Source organism: Tsukamurella sp. USMM236, from assembly GCF_037148755.1.
Taxonomy (GTDB): Bacteria; Actinomycetota; Actinomycetes; order Mycobacteriales; family Mycobacteriaceae; genus Tsukamurella.
Genome location: NZ_JBBCSS010000004.1, coordinates 146,553 through 162,226, shown reverse-complemented (window position 1 = coordinate 162,226; position 15,674 = coordinate 146,553). Strand labels below are relative to the sequence as shown.

Annotated in this window: 18 protein-coding genes; 10 read left to right on the top strand and 8 right to left on the bottom strand. The window is 71.9% G+C overall.

Annotated elements, in window-relative coordinates:
* Window positions 1-126: 126 nt before the first annotated feature.
* Entirely contained in the window at window positions 127-801 is a 675-nt protein-coding gene (locus WFK95_RS14870; RefSeq protein ID WP_224649466.1) for a sigma-70 family RNA polymerase sigma factor, read from the top strand.
* Complete coding sequence (gene rsrA / locus WFK95_RS14865) at window positions 798-1,079, top strand: mycothiol system anti-sigma-R factor (RefSeq protein ID WP_259142387.1); 282 nt, start codon at window positions 798-800, stop codon at window positions 1,077-1,079. The genes WFK95_RS14870 and rsrA overlap by 4 nt, the downstream gene beginning before the upstream one ends.
* Window positions 1,080-1,165: 86 nt before the next feature.
* On the opposite strand, the gene WFK95_RS24765 is transcribed toward rsrA, so the two are convergent.
* Window positions 1,166-1,240, bottom strand: coding sequence for a 50S ribosomal protein bL37 (locus WFK95_RS24765; protein WP_370452957.1), 75 nt, complete (start codon window positions 1,238-1,240; stop codon window positions 1,166-1,168).
* Window positions 1,241-1,325: 85 nt separating this feature from the next.
* On the opposite strand from WFK95_RS24765, the gene WFK95_RS14860 reads away from it, so the two are divergent.
* The gene (locus WFK95_RS14860; protein WP_224649468.1) at window positions 1,326-2,819 is read left to right on the top strand and encodes a sensor histidine kinase; all 1,494 of its coding nucleotides are present in this window, start codon (window positions 1,326-1,328) and stop codon (window positions 2,817-2,819) included.
* Window positions 2,820-2,880: 61 nt separating this feature from the next.
* Here WFK95_RS14860 and WFK95_RS14855 read toward each other — a convergent pair whose 3' ends face one another.
* Window positions 2,881-3,135, bottom strand: a complete 255-nt coding sequence (locus WFK95_RS14855; RefSeq protein ID WP_013125780.1) for a WhiB family transcriptional regulator — start codon at window positions 3,133-3,135, stop codon at window positions 2,881-2,883.
* 384 nt (window positions 3,136-3,519) lie between these two features.
* Complete coding sequence (locus WFK95_RS14850; RefSeq protein ID WP_336671140.1) at window positions 3,520-4,515, bottom strand: diacylglycerol/lipid kinase family protein; 996 nt, start codon at window positions 4,513-4,515, stop codon at window positions 3,520-3,522.
* A gap of 40 nt (window positions 4,516-4,555) precedes the next feature.
* Between WFK95_RS14850 and WFK95_RS14845 the strand changes: the two genes are divergently transcribed.
* Window positions 4,556-5,026, top strand: coding sequence for a hypothetical protein (locus tag WFK95_RS14845; RefSeq protein ID WP_224647903.1), 471 nt, complete (start codon window positions 4,556-4,558; stop codon window positions 5,024-5,026).
* A 6-nt stretch (window positions 5,027-5,032) separates the two neighbouring features.
* Here the strand turns inward: WFK95_RS14845 and WFK95_RS14840 are convergent, their stop codons facing one another.
* Entirely contained in the window at window positions 5,033-5,647 is a 615-nt protein-coding gene (locus WFK95_RS14840) for an acid phosphatase (RefSeq protein WP_224647904.1), read from the bottom strand.
* 37 nt (window positions 5,648-5,684) lie between these two features.
* Here WFK95_RS14840 and WFK95_RS14835 point away from each other — a divergent pair, with 37 nt between their 5' ends.
* The gene (locus WFK95_RS14835; protein WP_224647905.1) at window positions 5,685-6,488 is read left to right on the top strand and encodes a ParA family protein; all 804 of its coding nucleotides are present in this window, start codon (window positions 5,685-5,687) and stop codon (window positions 6,486-6,488) included.
* Between the two features lie 3 nt (window positions 6,489-6,491).
* Here WFK95_RS14835 and WFK95_RS14830 read toward each other — a convergent pair whose 3' ends face one another.
* Complete coding sequence (locus tag WFK95_RS14830) at window positions 6,492-7,730, bottom strand: Rv3212 family protein (protein WP_224647906.1); 1,239 nt, start codon at window positions 7,728-7,730, stop codon at window positions 6,492-6,494.
* A gap of 53 nt (window positions 7,731-7,783) precedes the next feature.
* Here WFK95_RS14830 and WFK95_RS14825 point away from each other — a divergent pair, with 53 nt between their 5' ends.
* Complete coding sequence (locus WFK95_RS14825) at window positions 7,784-8,647, top strand: DUF817 domain-containing protein (protein ID WP_224647907.1); 864 nt, start codon at window positions 7,784-7,786, stop codon at window positions 8,645-8,647.
* Window positions 8,648-8,656: 9 nt separating this feature from the next.
* On the opposite strand, the gene WFK95_RS14820 is transcribed toward WFK95_RS14825, so the two are convergent.
* Complete coding sequence (locus WFK95_RS14820) at window positions 8,657-8,884, bottom strand: DUF3107 domain-containing protein (RefSeq protein ID WP_224647908.1); 228 nt, start codon at window positions 8,882-8,884, stop codon at window positions 8,657-8,659.
* A 65-nt stretch (window positions 8,885-8,949) separates the two neighbouring features.
* A complete protein-coding gene (locus WFK95_RS14815) occupies window positions 8,950-9,621 on the bottom strand; it encodes a ferritin-like fold-containing protein (protein ID WP_224647909.1) in 672 nt (223 codons plus the stop codon).
* A gap of 204 nt (window positions 9,622-9,825) precedes the next feature.
* On the opposite strand from WFK95_RS14815, the gene WFK95_RS14810 reads away from it, so the two are divergent.
* Both WFK95_RS14810 and WFK95_RS14805 read left to right on the top strand, forming a co-directional pair.
* Complete coding sequence (locus WFK95_RS14810; protein WP_224647910.1) at window positions 9,826-11,445, top strand: DEAD/DEAH box helicase; 1,620 nt, start codon at window positions 9,826-9,828, stop codon at window positions 11,443-11,445.
* Window positions 11,446-11,519: 74 nt separating this feature from the next.
* A complete protein-coding gene (locus WFK95_RS14805) occupies window positions 11,520-12,683 on the top strand; it encodes a DUF418 domain-containing protein (RefSeq protein ID WP_224647911.1) in 1,164 nt (387 codons plus the stop codon).
* A 64-nt stretch (window positions 12,684-12,747) separates the two neighbouring features.
* Here the strand turns inward: WFK95_RS14805 and WFK95_RS14800 are convergent, their stop codons facing one another.
* Entirely contained in the window at window positions 12,748-13,419 is a 672-nt protein-coding gene (locus WFK95_RS14800; RefSeq protein ID WP_224647912.1) for a TetR/AcrR family transcriptional regulator, read from the bottom strand.
* A 103-nt stretch (window positions 13,420-13,522) separates the two neighbouring features.
* On the opposite strand from WFK95_RS14800, the gene WFK95_RS14795 reads away from it, so the two are divergent.
* Together WFK95_RS14795 and WFK95_RS14790 are read left to right on the top strand one after the other, a co-directional pair.
* Window positions 13,523-14,506 (top strand): alpha/beta fold hydrolase, encoded by a 984-nt coding sequence (locus WFK95_RS14795; protein WP_336671139.1) that lies wholly within the window; start codon window positions 13,523-13,525, stop codon window positions 14,504-14,506.
* 60 nt (window positions 14,507-14,566) lie between these two features.
* Window positions 14,567-15,580: a DUF3152 domain-containing protein gene (locus WFK95_RS14790; RefSeq protein ID WP_224647914.1), complete on the top strand. Its 1,014-nt coding sequence runs from the start codon at window positions 14,567-14,569 to the stop codon at window positions 15,578-15,580.
* The last annotated feature ends 94 nt before the right edge of the window (window positions 15,581-15,674 follow it).

Here is a 15,674-nt window from a genome sequence, read left to right as displayed (position 1 = left end):
CCCTCGCGACACGGCCCGCGGCCCTCAGCGCGACCTGGGAACAAGCCGACGCATCGCGCTGTTGCAGAGGTCGTGAGTACAGGTAGCGGCGCAGCGGTCCTCGAGCGACCGGTAGCCTTCGACGGTATGACGGACGGGGACATCACGCACGTAGCGGATCTGGACTCGGCCCCCGACGAGGTGACCGAGACGCCGGAGCAGCTCACGGCACGGTTCGAGGCCGAGGCGCTGCCGCTGCTCGACCAGCTGTACGGCGCCGCGCTGCGGATGACCCGCAACCCCGCCGACGCGGAGGACCTGGTCCAGGAGACCTACGTGAAGGCCTACAGCGCCTTCCGCAGCTTCAAGAAGGGCACCAACCTCAAGGCCTGGCTGTACCGGATCCTCACCAACACCTACATCAACGGCTACCGCAAGAAGCAGCGGCAGCCCGCGCAGTACCCCACCGACGAGATCACCGACTGGCAGCTCGCGGCCACGGCGGAGCACAGCTCCACCGGCCTGCGCTCCGCGGAGATCGAGGCACTGGACGCACTGCCGGACGACGAGATCAAGCAGGCTCTCGCGAAGCTCCCCGAGGAGTTCCGCATGGCGGTGTACTACGCCGACGTGGAGGGATTCCCCTACAAGGAGATCGCCGAGATCATGGGTACCCCCATCGGCACGGTCATGTCGCGGCTGCATCGCGGCCGGCGGCAGCTCCGCGCCGAGCTCGAGGGCGTGGCGCGCGAGCGCGGCTTCCTCCGGGGGCAGGATTCCGACGGTGCCGAGGGCGCCGCGGCTCAGGAGGTCGAGAAGTGACGTACTCGTCGGACGGTAACCCGGACCTGGAGCTCGACTGCTCCGCGGTGATGGCGGACATCTGGCTGCTCCTGGACAACGAGTGCGACTCGGCGGCCAAGGAGCGCCTCAAGGCCCACATCGACGGCTGTTCGCAGTGCCTGTCGCATTACGGCATCGAGCAGCAGATCAAGTCGCTGGTGAACCGCAAGTGCGGCGGCGATCGTGCGCCCGAGGGGCTGCGGGAGCGGTTGACCATCAGCATCCGGCACACCGAGGTGCGCTTCCGCCCCGAGTAGCCGGTGCGGCGCAGCGCGAACATGACGAGGGCCCGTCGACGTGATGTCGACGGGCCCTCGTGCGCAAGTCACGTGAAACCTGAAGGTCAGGAGTTCGGGCGCTTGCCGTGGTTCGCGGCGTTCTTCTTCCGCGCGCGCTTCTTACGTCCACGCTTTCCCATGGCGGTCTCCTTCCTGTCCTGAAGCTTCTTCGCAGTACCGGCTATTGTTTCACGACGGCACCGACGACGACAAAAAGGCGGTCCCATGGCCTCCCTCGCCGACCTCCTGGCGATCCACACGGACCTCCCGGGGCGCGCCGCTCGGCACCTGCAGCGGATCGCCGGCGAGTGGCAGCTCCTCGCCGACCTCTCGTTCGCCGACCTGCGCCTCTGGGTCCGCAACGACCCCGAGGGCGACACCACCGATCCCGCGTACATCTGCATCGCGCAGTGCCGGCCCAACACCACCCCCACCGTGTACGACTCCGACGGCGTCGGCGTCGTCGTGCCGCCCTGGGAGGCGCCCACCCTGCACGCCGCGTTCGAGGGCGCCGACGTGGTCAAGGGCGTCACCCCGGCCTGGACCGGTCCCGCACGCGTGCGCCGCGAGGCCGTCCCGGTGCCGTCGAACGGCGAGGTGATCGCCGTGCTGACCCGCGATTTCAACGTCACACACCCGCGCACGCCGAGCCCGCTCGAGGTGGCCTACAAGGAGTGCGCGGACGACCTGTGCACGATGGTCGCCGAGGGCGCCTTCCCCGAGCCGGAGGACCTGCCCACGGGCGAGGCCGAGCCCCGCGCGGGCGACGGCTTCATCCGCCTCGACGCCCAGGGGCGCGTGGTGTTCGCCAGCCCGAACGCGCAGTCGGCGTACCGCCGGATGGGTGCTCCCACCGACCTCGAGGGCAGCATCCTGTCCGAGGTGACCGCCGAGCTGGTGGGCGACACCTTCGAGTCCGAGGACCTCACGATCGCGCTCGACGGTGCGCTCGAGCGCGGCGAGGGCTCCCGGATCGAGCTCACCAAGGGCGGCGTCACCGTCGTGCTCCGCGTGCTCGGCCTGCATCCGGGCGGGCGTCCCGGGGGTGCAGCGGTGCTGCTGCGCGACGTCACCGAGCTCAAGCGCCGCGACCGCGCCCTCATCTCCAAGGACGCGACGATCCGCGAGATCCATCACCGGGTGAAGAACAACCTGCAGTCGGTCTCCGCGCTGCTGCGGCTGCAGGCCCGGCGCACGCGCAACGACGAGGCCAAGCGCGCGCTCAACGAGTCGGTCCGCCGGGTCGCGTCGATCGCGCTGGTCCACGAGACCCTGTCGATGAGCGTCGACGAGCACGTCGACATCGACGAGGTGATCGACCGGCTGATCCCGATCATGGCCGACGTGGCCCCGGCGGGCGGTTCAGCGGCGGTCACCGTCGTCCGACGGGGCGACGTGGGCCTGCTCGACGCGGACCGGGCGATGCCGCTGGTCATGGTCGTCACCGAACTGATCCAGAACGCGGTTGAGCACGCCTACGAGCCGGGGGAGTCGGGCACCATCGAACTGCTGGCGCACCGGTCCACCCGGATGCTCGAGGTCACCGTCCGGGACGACGGCGCAGGCCTGCCCCCCGGGTTCAGCCTCGAGGGCTCGGACCGCCTGGGGCTGCAGATCGTGCAGACGCTCGTGAAGTCGGAGCTGGCCGGCGAGCTGAGCCTGACCTCGCGCGACGGTGGCACCGACGCGGTGGTGCGGGTTCCGCTGCAGCCCGTCTAGGCCCGCGCACGACGAAGGCCCGGTGGAGGATCCACCGGGCCTTCGACGAAAGCGGAACGTGTTACACAGCGGTGCGCGTGCGGGTGCGCGCGTTGCGGCGCTTCAGCGCGCGACGCTCGTCCTCGCTCATGCCGCCCCACACGCCGGCGTCCTGACCCGACTCGAGGGCCCAGGACAGGCACTCGGCGGTCACGGGGCAGCGGTTGCAGACCAGCTTGGCGTCCGCGATCTGCGCGATGGCCGGACCACTGTTGCCCACGGGGAAGAACAGCTCGGGATCCTCGTCGCGACAGATGGCCTTGTGGCGCCAATCCATGTCAGTACACTCCTTCAGGCGCGCTCGCGCGCCACTCATCGCAGGCGCCGATCCGGCACCGAATTTCCAGGCTGTTAACGCGGAGGGAACCGAACTGTTTCCGCGCTGTTACGTCATGAATATTTCCACGTTCCCAGCAGGAGTCAATAGATTCCGACTCAGAGGTGGGGGATCTCACAGCGGGGGCGGTGAGAACCCTCTTCCGAGGGGTGTACTACACTGCTGCCGGTTCAGCGGCGTGCCCGCAAATATATCCGCACACGCTGCAGGTTTGCAATAGGTTTCTGCGCGGTCGTGACGAATCGCTCACTTCGCCCATCCGAGCGGGTCACGCCGAGTCGGCGGGAATCGGCCCGGCGGAGGGGCCCCAGCGGGCGGCGGGGATCAGCGCACGCGAGGCAGCGGCGGCAGGTCGGCCAGCACGCGGATCCGCTCCGGCGAGTACCAGAACCGCACCTCCGTGCGGTCGCCGAGGTGGTCGCCGTCGACCTGCGCGGGCACCGGGACCGCGCTGCTCACGCGCAGCTCGGGCAGGTCGTCGTGCCGGACGAGGTGGCGCACCGTCGGGCCCTTGGTGCGGCGGGCCGAGAGCATCTGCCGCACCAGCATGAGGTTCGGGATCGTGCGCATGGAGCGCGACGCGAACACGCCCAGCCCGGTGCCGTAATCCGTCCCCGGGTTGGTGAACACCGCGCGATTGTTGAGGAAGGTCCACGGGCTTGCGTTCGAGACGAAGGCGAAGTGCACCCCGTCGATGTCCTGCCACGTTCCCGGCTCCTCGCCGGGCAGGTGGACGGTGAGCTGCGGCTCGCGCCGCGCGGCGGAGAAGAAGGTGCGGACGGCGGTGCGCACGTACCGCGACGGGGTGGCGGCCTTGCCCTTGTCGCGCAGCGCCTCCATGTTGGCGATCACCTCGGCGTCCACGCCGACGCCGGCGTTGAAGAGGAAGTAGCGCTCGTCGGCGCAGCCGAGGCCGATGGTGCGGAAACTGCGGCGCGCCAACAGGTCCGTGAGGTGCACGGTGGCCTGCAGCGGGTCGCGGGGGACCGCGAGTGAGCGCGCGAAGACGTTCGCGCTGCCGCCGGGGATCACGGCGACGGCGGGCAGGGTGTCGGGGTGGACGGGGTCGGGGCCGCCCGGCAGCCCCTCCTGGCCGAGGATGCCGCACACCACCTCGTTGACGGTGCCGTCGCCGCCGTGGACGATCACCAGCTCGGTGCCTTCGTCGCGGGCCGCGGCGGCGAGCTCGGCCGCGTGGCCGCGCCGTTCGGTCTGCGCCAGGGTGACGTCGAGCGTGGACGCCAACGCCATCGCCACGAGGTCTCGGCCCGCTGCGGTGATGGACGTGGCGTTGGGGTTGACGATCAACAGGGCGCGCACACCGAGCAGCCTACCCAGGCCGCCCCGATACCCTGGGGTCGTGACATCGACCAACGGAAGCGGCGGCGAATCCCGCCCGGCCGCCACCCGCTCCCGCAGCAAGCGCTCCGGCGACACCCGCACCGCCGCCCCCGGCACCGTCCGGGCCGCGGGCGTGATCGTCGCGCTCGAGGGCCTCGCGGCCCTGGTCCTCGGCGTGGTGGAGCTGATCCGCGGCATCACCGGCTCGGCCGACACCACGACCGGCGCCTACGGCATGGCCTTCTGGATGATCCCGATGGGCCTCGGCGTGCTCGCGGGCGGCATCGCGCTGCTCCGCGGCTTGCGCTGGGGGCGCACCGTCGGCGTGCTGACGAACCTCCTGCTCGGCTTCGCGGGCATCAGCGGCGCGGTCTCGCAGGGCCGCCCCGAGTTGTTCATCCCGCTCATCGTGGTCTCGGTCGCGGCGCTCGGACTGCTGTTCGCCCCGCCGACGGTGGCCTGGCTCGAGGGCGAGTACCGCCGGGACTGATCGGGCCTACCGCCCGGAGTAGTGCGCGGCCGCGTAGCCGGTCAGACCGAATCGGCTGATCTGCGGGACGTCGTCGCGGTCGAATCCGAATACGGCGGCCGAGGCGGGCAGGATCATCATGTGCCGCCCGAACTCCGGCGCCTGGCCCAGGAACCGCGCGGTGAGCACCCGGCCCAGGTGGCCGTGCGCGACGAGGACGACGTCACCGTCGGCCATCGCGGCCCGCGCCCGGGCCAGCACCCGGTCGGCCCGCTCCGCCACCTGCGCCAGCGTCTCGCCGCCGGGGGAGCCGGACTCCCACACCGTCCACCCCGGATCGTCGACGCGGATCTCCGCGCTGGTGCGGCCCTCGTAGTCGCCGTAGTCCCATTCGGCGAGGTCGGGATCGACCGCCGTCACCGTCAGGCCCGCGAGCTCCGCGGTCGCCGCCGCCCGCGCCCGCGGGCTCACGAGCACCGTGGGGTCCGCGAGCGCGAGGTCCGCGAGGACGGGGCCCAGCGCCTTCGCCTGCTCGACGCCCGTCTCCGTCAGCGGCACGTCGGTGGCGCCGGTGTGGCGTCCCGAGCGCGACCAGGCGGTCTCGCCGTGGCGGATGTACACGAGGCGGTGTCCGGTGCTCATCCGTCCATCGTTCCGTATCGGTGGGTACCCTCGCACCATGACCGGTGACACGCCCTTCGTCCTCGCCGTCGCCAATCAGAAGGGCGGCGTCGCGAAGACCACCACCGTCGCCAGCCTGGGGGCGGCACTCGTCGAACTCGGCGCGCGCGTGCTCGTCGTCGACCTCGACCCGCAGGGCTGCCTGACCTTCTCGCTCGGCCACAACCCCGACCGCATCGAGCGCAGCGTGCACGATGTGCTGTTGGGGGACAAGACGATCGACGAGGTGCTGCTCGAGACCGAGGACGGCGTCACGGTGCTGCCCGCCACCCTCGACCTGGCCGGCGCCGAGGCGCTCCTGCTCATGCGGGCGGGCCGCGAGTACGCGCTCAAGCGGGCGCTCGCCGACGTCGCGGACCGGTTCGACGTGGTGATCATCGACTGCCCGCCCAGCCTGGGCGTGCTCACCCTCAACGGCCTCACCGCGGCCGACGCCGTCGCCATCCCGCTGCAGTGCGAGACGCTCGCGCACCGCGGCGTGGGGCAGCTGCTCAAGACCGTCCGCGACGTGCAGGCGATCACCAATCCGGAGCTGGGCATGCTCGGCGCCATCGCGACCCTCTACGACGCGCGGACCACGCACAGCCGCGACATCCTCTCCGACGTCGCCGACCGCTACGACCTCGCCGTGCTGTCGCCGCCGATCCCGCGCACCGTCCGCTTCGCCGAGGCGAACGCCGCCGGCCGCACCGTGCTCGCGGGCCGGAAGAACAAGGGCGCCACCGCCTACCGCGAGCTCGCGCAGAGCATCAAGGCCCACGTGTCCGACGGTGCGCCGCTGGTCACCTGGGCGGCCGACTAGCGGTCAGGCCGCGCGGTACGCCTGGACCGTCGAACCCCACTGCGCGATCAGCGTCGTGCCCGCCTCGGCGAGCAGCACGGGACCGTCGGTGTAGCCGGGCCGGGTGACCGGCGTCGACCGGGTCCGGGCGCGCGTGGTCAGGTCGTACGCGTTGAGCGAGGTGGGTCCGGGCACCACGAGCTGTCCGCCGACGACTGCGCCGGGACCGAGCGTCCCCGGGATCACCATCTCCGCGGCCAGTGAGGAGGCGTCGATCACCACGGTCGCGGTGCCGGTGTAGAACGAGGCGATGCCGGCCTCGGTCACGACGGGGACGTCGCGCGGCGCGCCGCCCGGGCCGGTGGTCACGTCCACGGAGAACAGCGCGCGGCCCTGCGGGTCGACGGTGGTCACCCGCGCGGAGCGTCCCTGCTGGGCGGGCACGTAGACCACCGCGCCGTGCGCGGTCGCGGTGATGAGCCGGGCGCGCTCGCCGCCCTCGGGCGCCGCGTCCCCGAGGTCCTGGCTGACGGCCGAGGAGGTCTCCTGCGGCTCGGACGCCTCCTTCGGGGAGGCGCCGATCACGGTGAGCCGGGGGAAGGGCTCGGTGGGGCACGCCTCGAGGATCGCGATCGACGCGCCGGCCGGCAGCGCGGAGCCGATCGTGCACCCGGACCGCGGCTGGACGCCCGGGTTCACGGGCACGTCGGGCTTGCCGTACTCGACGGTGCGGACGAGGTCCGAGCGGAAGACGTCGACCCGCGTGGGTCCCTGCGCGACGGCGTAGTTGCCGTCGCCGGTGAGGGTGATGTCGTGGTCCTCGCGGCTGGTGCGGCTGGCGCGCCGCTGCCCGGTGCCGGGGTCGAGCGCCATCACCTCGCCGCAGCCGCGGACGTCGCGGTAGAACGCGAGCACGAGGCCGGCGTTGTCCGTGAGCCCGCACACGTCGGTCTCGCGCTGGTACCGCCACGTGCGCTGCCCGGTCGCGGGGTCGTGCCCGGCGACCTCGCCTCCGCGGGTGAGGACGAGGGCGCCGTTGAGCGTCAGGGCGGGGCGGTCGGACGTCGCGGTCCACGCCTCGGCCAGCGCGGCCGGCAGCTCGACGAGCGAGCTCGGCACCGTCGACGGGGCCGGCGCCGTCTCGCTGACCGCCTTGCTCGCGGAGCCGACGTTCCAGGCCACGAAGCCCGCGACGACGACCGCGACCAGGATCGCGGCCGAGACCGCGAGATCGACGCGGGTCCTGCGTTCGGGTTTCACCACGCGCCCGAGCCTAGCGGCGACGGCGCCGGGCCGGCCGCATGCATACTCGGGGCATGTCGACGGCGCGCCTCCCGCTGACCCGCGCGCAGGGCTTCCTCGGGCAGCTGCTGCGGTTCGCGTGGATCGAGCTGCAGTGCTGCGCGTTCGCGATCGCCGTCTTCGTGGGGCTGGCCGGGTCGGCGCTGATCTGGTCGCGCTGGGACCCGCCGCTCGCGCGCTACGACGCGCTGCTGCTCTACGTCATCGCGGTGCAGGTGCTGTTCGTCGCCACGAAGCGGGAGTCGTGGCGGGAGTTGGGGGTGGTCTGCGCCTTCCACCTGGCGGGCTTCGCCCTGGAGGTGTTCAAGGTCGCGGTCGGGTCGTGGGAGTACCCCGACGCGGCGCTGACGAAGATCGCGGGGGTGCCGCTCTACGCGGGTTTCATGTACGCCGCGGTGGGCTCGTACGTCTGCCAGGCGTTCCGGCGCTTCGACCTGACGGTGAGCCGCTACCGGACCGGGGCGGTGCTCGTCCTCGCGCTGGCGGCGTACGCGAACTTCTTCACCCACCACTTCCTGCCCGACCTGCGGGTCGTCATCGCGCTGGGCTTCCTGGTGGTCACCGTGCGCAGCCGGGTGTGGTTCACGGTGGGCGCGCAGCGCTACTGGATGCCGCTGCCGCTGTCGTTCGTGCTGATCGGGTTCTTCCTGTGGATCGCCGAGAACCTGGCGACCTTCCTCGGCGCGTGGCGCTACCCGGACCAGGGTGAGGCGTGGCGGATGGTGCACGCGGGGAAGTTCGGCTCCTGGGTTCTGCTGGTGAGCCTCAGCTTCGTGCTGGTGTCGCTGCTCGACCGCCGCGCGGCCGCGGGGACGTCCCCCGTCGCTGCGGGGATGCCAGACCCGCGGGCCGCGGCGGCGGAGCGAGCGGCGCCGTGACGGGCTGCGTCAGCTGGCGTTGAAGCCGACGGAGCGGCTCTCGTTCGTGCCGACCTCGACGTAGGAGACGCGGGCGGCGGGCACCAGGTACTGCTTGCCCTTCTCGTCCGTCAGCTCCAGCAGCTCCGTGCGGCCGGCCAGCGCGTCGGCGACGGCCTTCTTCACGTCCTCCGACGAGTCCTTGCTCTGCACCACGAGTTCGCGGTTCGAGTCCGCGATACCGATCTTGATCTCCATGACACGAGGCTATCCGCAGGGGCCGCGGTCGTGCGGGCCGAGGCCGTCGATTCTGCTGAGGGCAGTCAGCCCAGGCCGAGCGTCGCCATCCGCTCGGCGTGCCGGGTCTGCAGCGATTCGAAGAACTGCGCCACGCCCGGCAGGTCCCCCGAATGCTCGAAGAGCAGGGCGGCCAGCTCGTCGCGCGTCGCGAGCACCTCCTGCGCCTGCGTGATGGCCTCCGACAGCAGCCGCCGGCCCCACAGCGTGAGCGGGGAGCGCAGCGCGGGGTTCGCGGTGACCGCCGCGCGCACCCGCTCGACGGCGAAGTCGGACTCGCGAGTGTCGGAGAGCACCGCCGCGACCACCGCGGCCGGTTCGGCGGGGAGCGCGCGGGCCACCTCGGAGTAGAAGTCGGCGGCGAGCCCGTCGCCGATGTAGGCCTTGACCAGCGACTCGTTCCAATTCCGGGGCGCCGTCCGCTCGTGGTAGCGGGTGATCACCGGCACGAAAGGCGCGGTCGCCGTCGCCACGTCCTGCCCGCGACGGTCGAGCTCGGTCTCCAGCAGCTCGAAGTTGCGCATCTGCGCTGCGGCCATCGACGAGACGGCGATCCGGCCGCGGAGGTCCGGCGCCATCTCGGCCTCCTTGGCGAGCCGCTCGAACGCGGCGAGCTCGCCGTACGCCAGCACCGCGAACAGGGCCGCGACGCCCGGGTGCTCGGCGGTGATTCCCCGGTCCTGCGACTGTTCGCTCATGGTGCACATGCTAGTGCGGGCCGCCGCGCGGGGTACGATGGTCGGTAGCGATCGACTTCGGTCGCCGGTAGTTGTGCGCGCACTCCGCCCCACCGCCTGACGGCGAGGGCGTCGAGGCGACGATGACGGTCCGAGAAACGGGCCGGGGATTCATTGGCCGGAACAGTGCGCGCGTGAGAAATGAACGCGACGCATTCGCCGCCGATGAAAGGCAGAACCATCACCACCGCGAACAACGACATCCACACCGAGCCCGCCGCCGCTGAGGGCCTGCCCGACGTCCACGTGATCGGCGACGATCACGTCTCGCCCAGCTTCGCCGAGCTCGGCGTCGACCAGGGCATCGTCGACGCCCTCGGCAAGCGGGGCATCGAGCGCACCTTCGCCATCCAGGAGCTGACACTCCCGCTCGCGCTCGCCGGCAACGACCTGATCGGCCAGGCCCGCACGGGCATGGGCAAGACCTACGGCTTCGGCGTCCCGCTGCTCAACCGCCTGGTCACGCAGGCCCGCGCCGACGTCGGCGAGGACGGCCTCCGCGCGCTCGACGGCACGCCGCGCGCCCTCATCATCGTCCCCACCCGCGAGCTGTGCGTGCAGGTCACCGACGACCTGGAGCAGGCCTCCGACGGCGTCCGCGTCCAGACCACCAAGGGCGAGCGCGACCTGCGGATCACCTCCATCTACGGCGGCCGCCCCTACGAGGCGCAGATCGAGGCGCTGCAGAAGGGCGTCGACGTCGTCGTCGGCACCCCCGGCCGCCTGCTCGACCTGGCCAAGCAGGGCCACCTCGTGCTCGGCAAGATCCAGATCCTGGTGCTCGACGAAGCCGACGAGATGCTCGACCTGGGCTTCCTGCCCGACATCGAGCGCATCCTCACGATGGTCCCCACCGACCGGCAGACGATGCTGTTCTCGGCCACCATGCCCGGCCCGATCATCACGCTGGCCCGCACCTTCCTGCGGCAGCCCACGCACGTGCGCGCCGAGCACCACGACGACTCCGCGGTGCACGAGCGCACCACGCAGTACGTGTACCGCGCCCACGCCCTCGACAAGGTCGAGCTCGTCGCGAAGGTGCTGCAGGCCGAGGGCCGCGGCGCGACCATGATCTTCACCCGCACCAAGCGCACCGCGCAGAAGGTGGCCGACGAGCTGGCCGAGCGCGGCTTCAAGGTCGGCGCCGTGCACGGCGACCTGGGCCAGGTCGCGCGCGAGAAGGCGCTCGGCAAGTTCCGCGACGGCTCGATCGACGTGCTGGTCGCGACCGACGTCGCCGCCCGCGGCATCGACATCGACGACGTCACGCACGTCATCAACTTCCAGTGCCCCGAGGATGACAAGACCTACGTGCACCGCATCGGCCGCACCGGCCGCGCGGGCAAGACCGGCATCGCCGTCACCCTCGTCGACTGGGACGAGCTGCACCGCTGGCAGCTCATCGACAAGGCGCTCGGACTCGGCCAGCCCGAGCCCGCGGAGACCTACAGCTCCAGCGAGCACCTCTTCACCGACCTGGGCATCGACCCCAAGGTCAAGGGCAGCCTGCCCGGCGTGCGCAAGCGCGCCGAGGGCGAGGTCGTCGAGCGCAAGCCCCGCGAGAAGCGCGAGAGCACCCGCACCCGGTCGCGCACGCGAACCCGCGGCGGTCAGAAGTCCGACGGTGCCCCCGGCGAGGCGAAGCCCGCCACCGCCGCGCCGGAGTCGCAGGCACCGTCGAACGACGGTGCCGAGGGCGACGCCCCGGCCCGCAAGCGCCGCCGTCGCCGCCGTTCCGGCGCCGCTAAGGCGGAGGGTGCCGTGGCGGAGACCTCCGCCGAGTAGTCCCCCGAACGATGGACCCCGCTCCCGCCGGATGGCGGTCGCGGGGTCCTCGTGCGTTCGGGAGGGTAGTGGGCATGACCTCGACTCCCGCCCCGGCCGGCACCGTCGGCACCTCGGCGCCCACGACGCGCCGCATCGCCGCGCTCGATGTGGCCCGCGGCATCGCGATCCTCGGCACGTTCGGTACGAACGTGTGGATCTTCACCGAGCCCCACGGCATGGTGGGCTACCTCGACTCCGTCGGTGCGGAATCGCTGCCGATCCGGGTGCTCCAGACCCTCGCGCAGGGCAAGTTCCTCGGACTGCTCAGCCTGATGTTCGGTGTGGGCCTGGCGATCCAGCAGGCCTCGGCGGCGCGGCACGACCGGCCGTGGCCGGGCAGGTACTGGCGCCGCGCGCTGGTGCTGTTCCTCGACGGCCTGGTGCACTTCCTGCTCGTCGCCGAGTTCGACGTGCTCATGGGCTACGCCCTGGTGTCCTTCGTGGTCTCGGCGATGCTGATCCTGCGGCCGCGCGTGCGGCTGCGCTGGGCCGTGGGCTGCGCCGCGCTGCACCTGTCGGTCGTCGCGCTGGTGTCGGTCGGGATGATGCTGGAGGGGTCCGGCGTGGGCACCGGCCCGGCGACGGCGCGGGCGAACCCGTACGCCGACGGCTCGTTCTGGGACCTGGTGCTCTTCCGCGCCGACCACGCGTTGCTGTTCCGCGCGGAGACGATCTTCATGATCCCGCTGACGATCGCGATGTTCCTCACGGGTGCAGCCCTGTTCCAGGGCGGGCTCTTCGGACCCGACGGTGCCGCCCTCCGGCGCCGGATGATGTGGGTCGGCGGGATCGCGGCGCCGATCGACCTCGCGATCGGGATCGCCGGTGCGCCACTGGGACTCGCGGGCCCGGCGGTCTTCGTCGGACGGTACGCGGTGGCCCCGCTGGTGGCGCTGGGCCTGCTGGCGCTGATCGCGGAGTTCTACCAGCGACGGACGGTGGGCCGGGTCGGCGGCGCGTTGAGCAACGTGGGGAAGACGGCGCTGAGCTGCTACGTGCTGCAGAACGTGATCGCCTCGGCGCTCTGCTACGGCTGGGGCCTCGGGCTCGCCGCGCGGTACGGCGCGGAGCACCGGCTGGCCTTCACGGTGGCCGTGTACGTCGCGGTGATGGCGTGCCTGCTCGCGGCCTCGGCGCTGTGGACCCGCCGCTTCTCCCGCGGGCCGATCGAGATGCTGATGCACCGCGCGGCGTGAACGCGCGTGTGGTCGGTCTCCTGCGCTATCCGTGGGAGACCGACCGCACTGGCGGCGGACTGCGCTACTGCGCGCGGCGCTGGGCCTGCAGGGGCACGTGGCTGAGCCCGCCCCACAGCAGCTCGACGGTGGTCGCCACCGCCTCGTCCTTGGGGATGGGGCGGTCGGCGTAGAGCCAGTACCGGGCGCTGACCTGGCTGGCGCCCACGAGCCCCACGGCGAGCATCCGCGCGCGGTACGGGTCGAGGCCCGAGTCCTCGGAGACCAGGTCGTAGACGGCGTCGACACACGCGTCGACGGCGCCCTCGACCCGCTCCTGCACGACGGGCTCGAGCACGTCGGACTCGAAGATCAGCTTGTAGCCCATGCTGTCCCGGTCGACGAAGTCGAAGAAGGAGCGGACCGCACCGATCACACGCTCGTGGTTGTCGGTGGAGCTGGTCAGCGCCTCGCGGACGCCGGTGACCAGCGCCTCGCTGTGCGCGGCCAGGACGGCGATGTAGAGCTCGAGCTTGCCGGGGAAGTGCTGGTAGAGCACCGGCTTGCTGACGCCGGCCCGCACGGCGATCTCGTCCATGCCGGCGGAGTGGTAACCGAGGTCGACGAAGACGCTGCTCGCGGCCTCCAGCAGCTGGATCCGCCGCGCGCTCCGCGGCAGGCGGGCCGTGCGGCGCGGCGCAGGATTCGGCCCGCCGCGGGTATCGCCCGCCGCGGTCGTCGCGCCCAGGTCCGCCATGTGCTCCACCTCATCGTTTCCCAGGGCCGTGAGCGGCCCTGACCCGTCGACAATACTCCCGACCGTCGCGCCGACCCCCGCTTGCTCTGGCAAGCTGCCCGGTGTGTCGGTACTCGCAGAGGTGAATCGGACCAGTGAAGTCTGGCCCGGGGAATTCCTCACCCTCCGCGGGCGGCGGGTGTTCGCGCGCCACGTCGACGCGGCGGCGGCGATCACGGCGCAGCCGGATCCGCGGCCCACGGCGGTGATGATCCACGGACTCGGCGGCTCGTCGATCAATTGGACCGACCTCGGGCAGGTGCTGGCCCCGGTCGCCGCGTCCTACGCCCTGGACCTGCCCGGCTTCGGGCTCTCGGATCCTCCGGTCGACGGCGACTACTCCATCGAGGAGTTCGCGCAGACCGTGATCGCCTACCTGGAGACCCTCGTCGCGGTGCGCGGCGGGGGAGTGCACCTGCTCGGCAACTCGCTCGGCGGCGCGATCGCGGTGCGGGTCGCGATGCTCCGGCCCGACCTGCTGCGGTCGCTGACGCTGATCTCCCCGGCGTTCCCCGACCTGCGGCCGCGGGTGCGGCGGCTGCAGTTCCTCCCGCTCTCGCTGGTGCGGCTCCCCGGGATCGGTCCGGCGGGGTTCCGGCTGATCGCGAGCGCCTACCCCGAGCGGCAGGTCGACCAGACCTTCCGCGAGATCCTCGTCGATCCGCGGGTGATGGGGCCGGTGCGACGGCAGCAGGCCGTCGACCAGGCCGCGGCGCGCGCGTCGATGACGTGGGCCCCGGACGCGCTCGCGGCGAGCTTCAACGCGCTGGTCCGCAGCTGGATCGTCGATTTCGGCGCGACGCACTGGGCGGCGGCCCGGTCGGTGTCGGTGCCCACCGCGGTGGTGTGGGGCGCGCGGGACCTGCTGGTGAGCGTCGGCGTCGCGCCGAAGGTGGTGCGCCACATCCGGGGCAGCACGCTGACGGTGTTCGAGGACGTGGGCCACGTGGCGCAGATGGAGAAGCCCGCCGAGACCGCGCGGATCGTCGCCGACCTCATCGCCGCCGCGGAACGTCGGGACACCCCACCGGCCCGATCGCCCCGCTGACCGGGTCCGGGGGCGTGTCGGTTCCACTCCGACCGCGCCGATCGTGGAATTGTTGACGACGTGAGTAGTCCTTCGAACCCGAGGCGTCCCCGTCCGGACGGGCGTGCGCCGCTGCGGGCCGAGTGGGACCCCATCAACTCCTCCGCTGCGACCTCGGGCGATCACCGCAACCGTCCGCCGCGCGAGCGGGTCTACGCGAAGCAGGGGCGCCTGGGCCGGCTGCTGCGCACCTACGGCTGGCGCGCCTACGCGGTGCCGGTCCTCGCGGTGCTCACGGTGGTCGCCCTGGTGCTGACCTTCGGCGGCGACACCTTCGGGACCAAGAACACCGCCGAGACCTCGCCGGAGGGGCAGCTCTCCCGCAACCCGACGCCGGGCAAGACCATCGTCGGCGCACCGTCGAAGACGGTGCCGGGCCCCGTGCCCCCGGCCGGCGTGCTGCCCGAGGGCGGGCCGTTCACGGAGAAGGGGCAGGGCATCTGGCACGTCGTCCCCGGCGCCACGCCCCGCATCGGCAAGCAGGACGAGGGCAAGCAGCAGCTCTTCACCTACATGATCGCCGTCGAGGACGGCGTCGACATGGGCGCGCTGGGCGGCGACCAGCCCTTCGCGACGATGATCGACCGCACCCTGGCGGACCCCCGCAGCTGGATCCACGACCCCGCCGTCGCCTTCCAGCGGATCGACAAGGGCACGCCCACCTTCACCATCTCGCTGACCTCGCCGATGACCACCCGCTCGGCCTGCGGCTACACCATCCAGCTGGAGTCGTCCTGCTACAACGGCGAGCTGGGGCGCGTCGTCCTGAACCTGGCCCGCTGGGTGCGTGGCGCCACCGCCTTCGAGGGTGACCTCACCGGCTACCGGCAGTACGCCATCAACCACGAGGTCGGCCACGCCATCGGCTACCCGCAGCACGTCCCGTGCCCCGCGCAGGGCGCACTCGCGCCGATCATGATGCAGCAGTCCTTCGGCGTGAAGAATCGCGACATCTTCGATCTCGACAAGTCCGAGGGCTTCGGCAACGACCTCGCCTGCCGGCCCAACGCCTGGGTCGCGCCCGTCCTCAAGTGACGGCCCCTCCCGCCCGACGGTGACCGCCCGCCCGGGCGCCACGTGCCCTCGGGAATGGTGGCGGGCGCACCGTCGTTGAGCAGGAGGTGAGCAC

Excerpts from the sequence above, each read along its gene's own strand:
- WFK95_RS14870 (WP_224649466.1), top strand. The coding sequence starts at position 127 with ATGACGGACGGGGACATCACGCACGTAGCGGATCTGGACTCGGCCCCC.
- WFK95_RS14860 (WP_224649468.1), top strand. The coding sequence starts at position 1,326 with ATGGCCTCCCTCGCCGACCTCCTGGCGATCCACACGGACCTCCCGGGG.
- WFK95_RS14855 (WP_013125780.1), bottom strand. The coding sequence starts at position 3,135 with ATGGATTGGCGCCACAAGGCCATCTGTCGCGACGAGGATCCCGAGCTG.
- WFK95_RS14840 (WP_224647904.1), bottom strand. The coding sequence starts at position 5,647 with ATGAGCACCGGACACCGCCTCGTGTACATCCGCCACGGCGAGACCGCC.
- WFK95_RS14835 (WP_224647905.1), top strand. The coding sequence starts at position 5,685 with ATGACCGGTGACACGCCCTTCGTCCTCGCCGTCGCCAATCAGAAGGGC.
- WFK95_RS14825 (WP_224647907.1), top strand. The coding sequence starts at position 7,784 with ATGTCGACGGCGCGCCTCCCGCTGACCCGCGCGCAGGGCTTCCTCGGG.
- WFK95_RS14820 (WP_224647908.1), bottom strand. The coding sequence starts at position 8,884 with ATGGAGATCAAGATCGGTATCGCGGACTCGAACCGCGAACTCGTGGTG.
- WFK95_RS14815 (WP_224647909.1), bottom strand. The coding sequence starts at position 9,621 with ATGAGCGAACAGTCGCAGGACCGGGGAATCACCGCCGAGCACCCGGGC.
- WFK95_RS14810 (WP_224647910.1), top strand. The coding sequence starts at position 9,826 with ATGAAAGGCAGAACCATCACCACCGCGAACAACGACATCCACACCGAG.
- WFK95_RS14805 (WP_224647911.1), top strand. The coding sequence starts at position 11,520 with ATGACCTCGACTCCCGCCCCGGCCGGCACCGTCGGCACCTCGGCGCCC.
- WFK95_RS14800 (WP_224647912.1), bottom strand. The coding sequence starts at position 13,419 with ATGGCGGACCTGGGCGCGACGACCGCGGCGGGCGATACCCGCGGCGGG.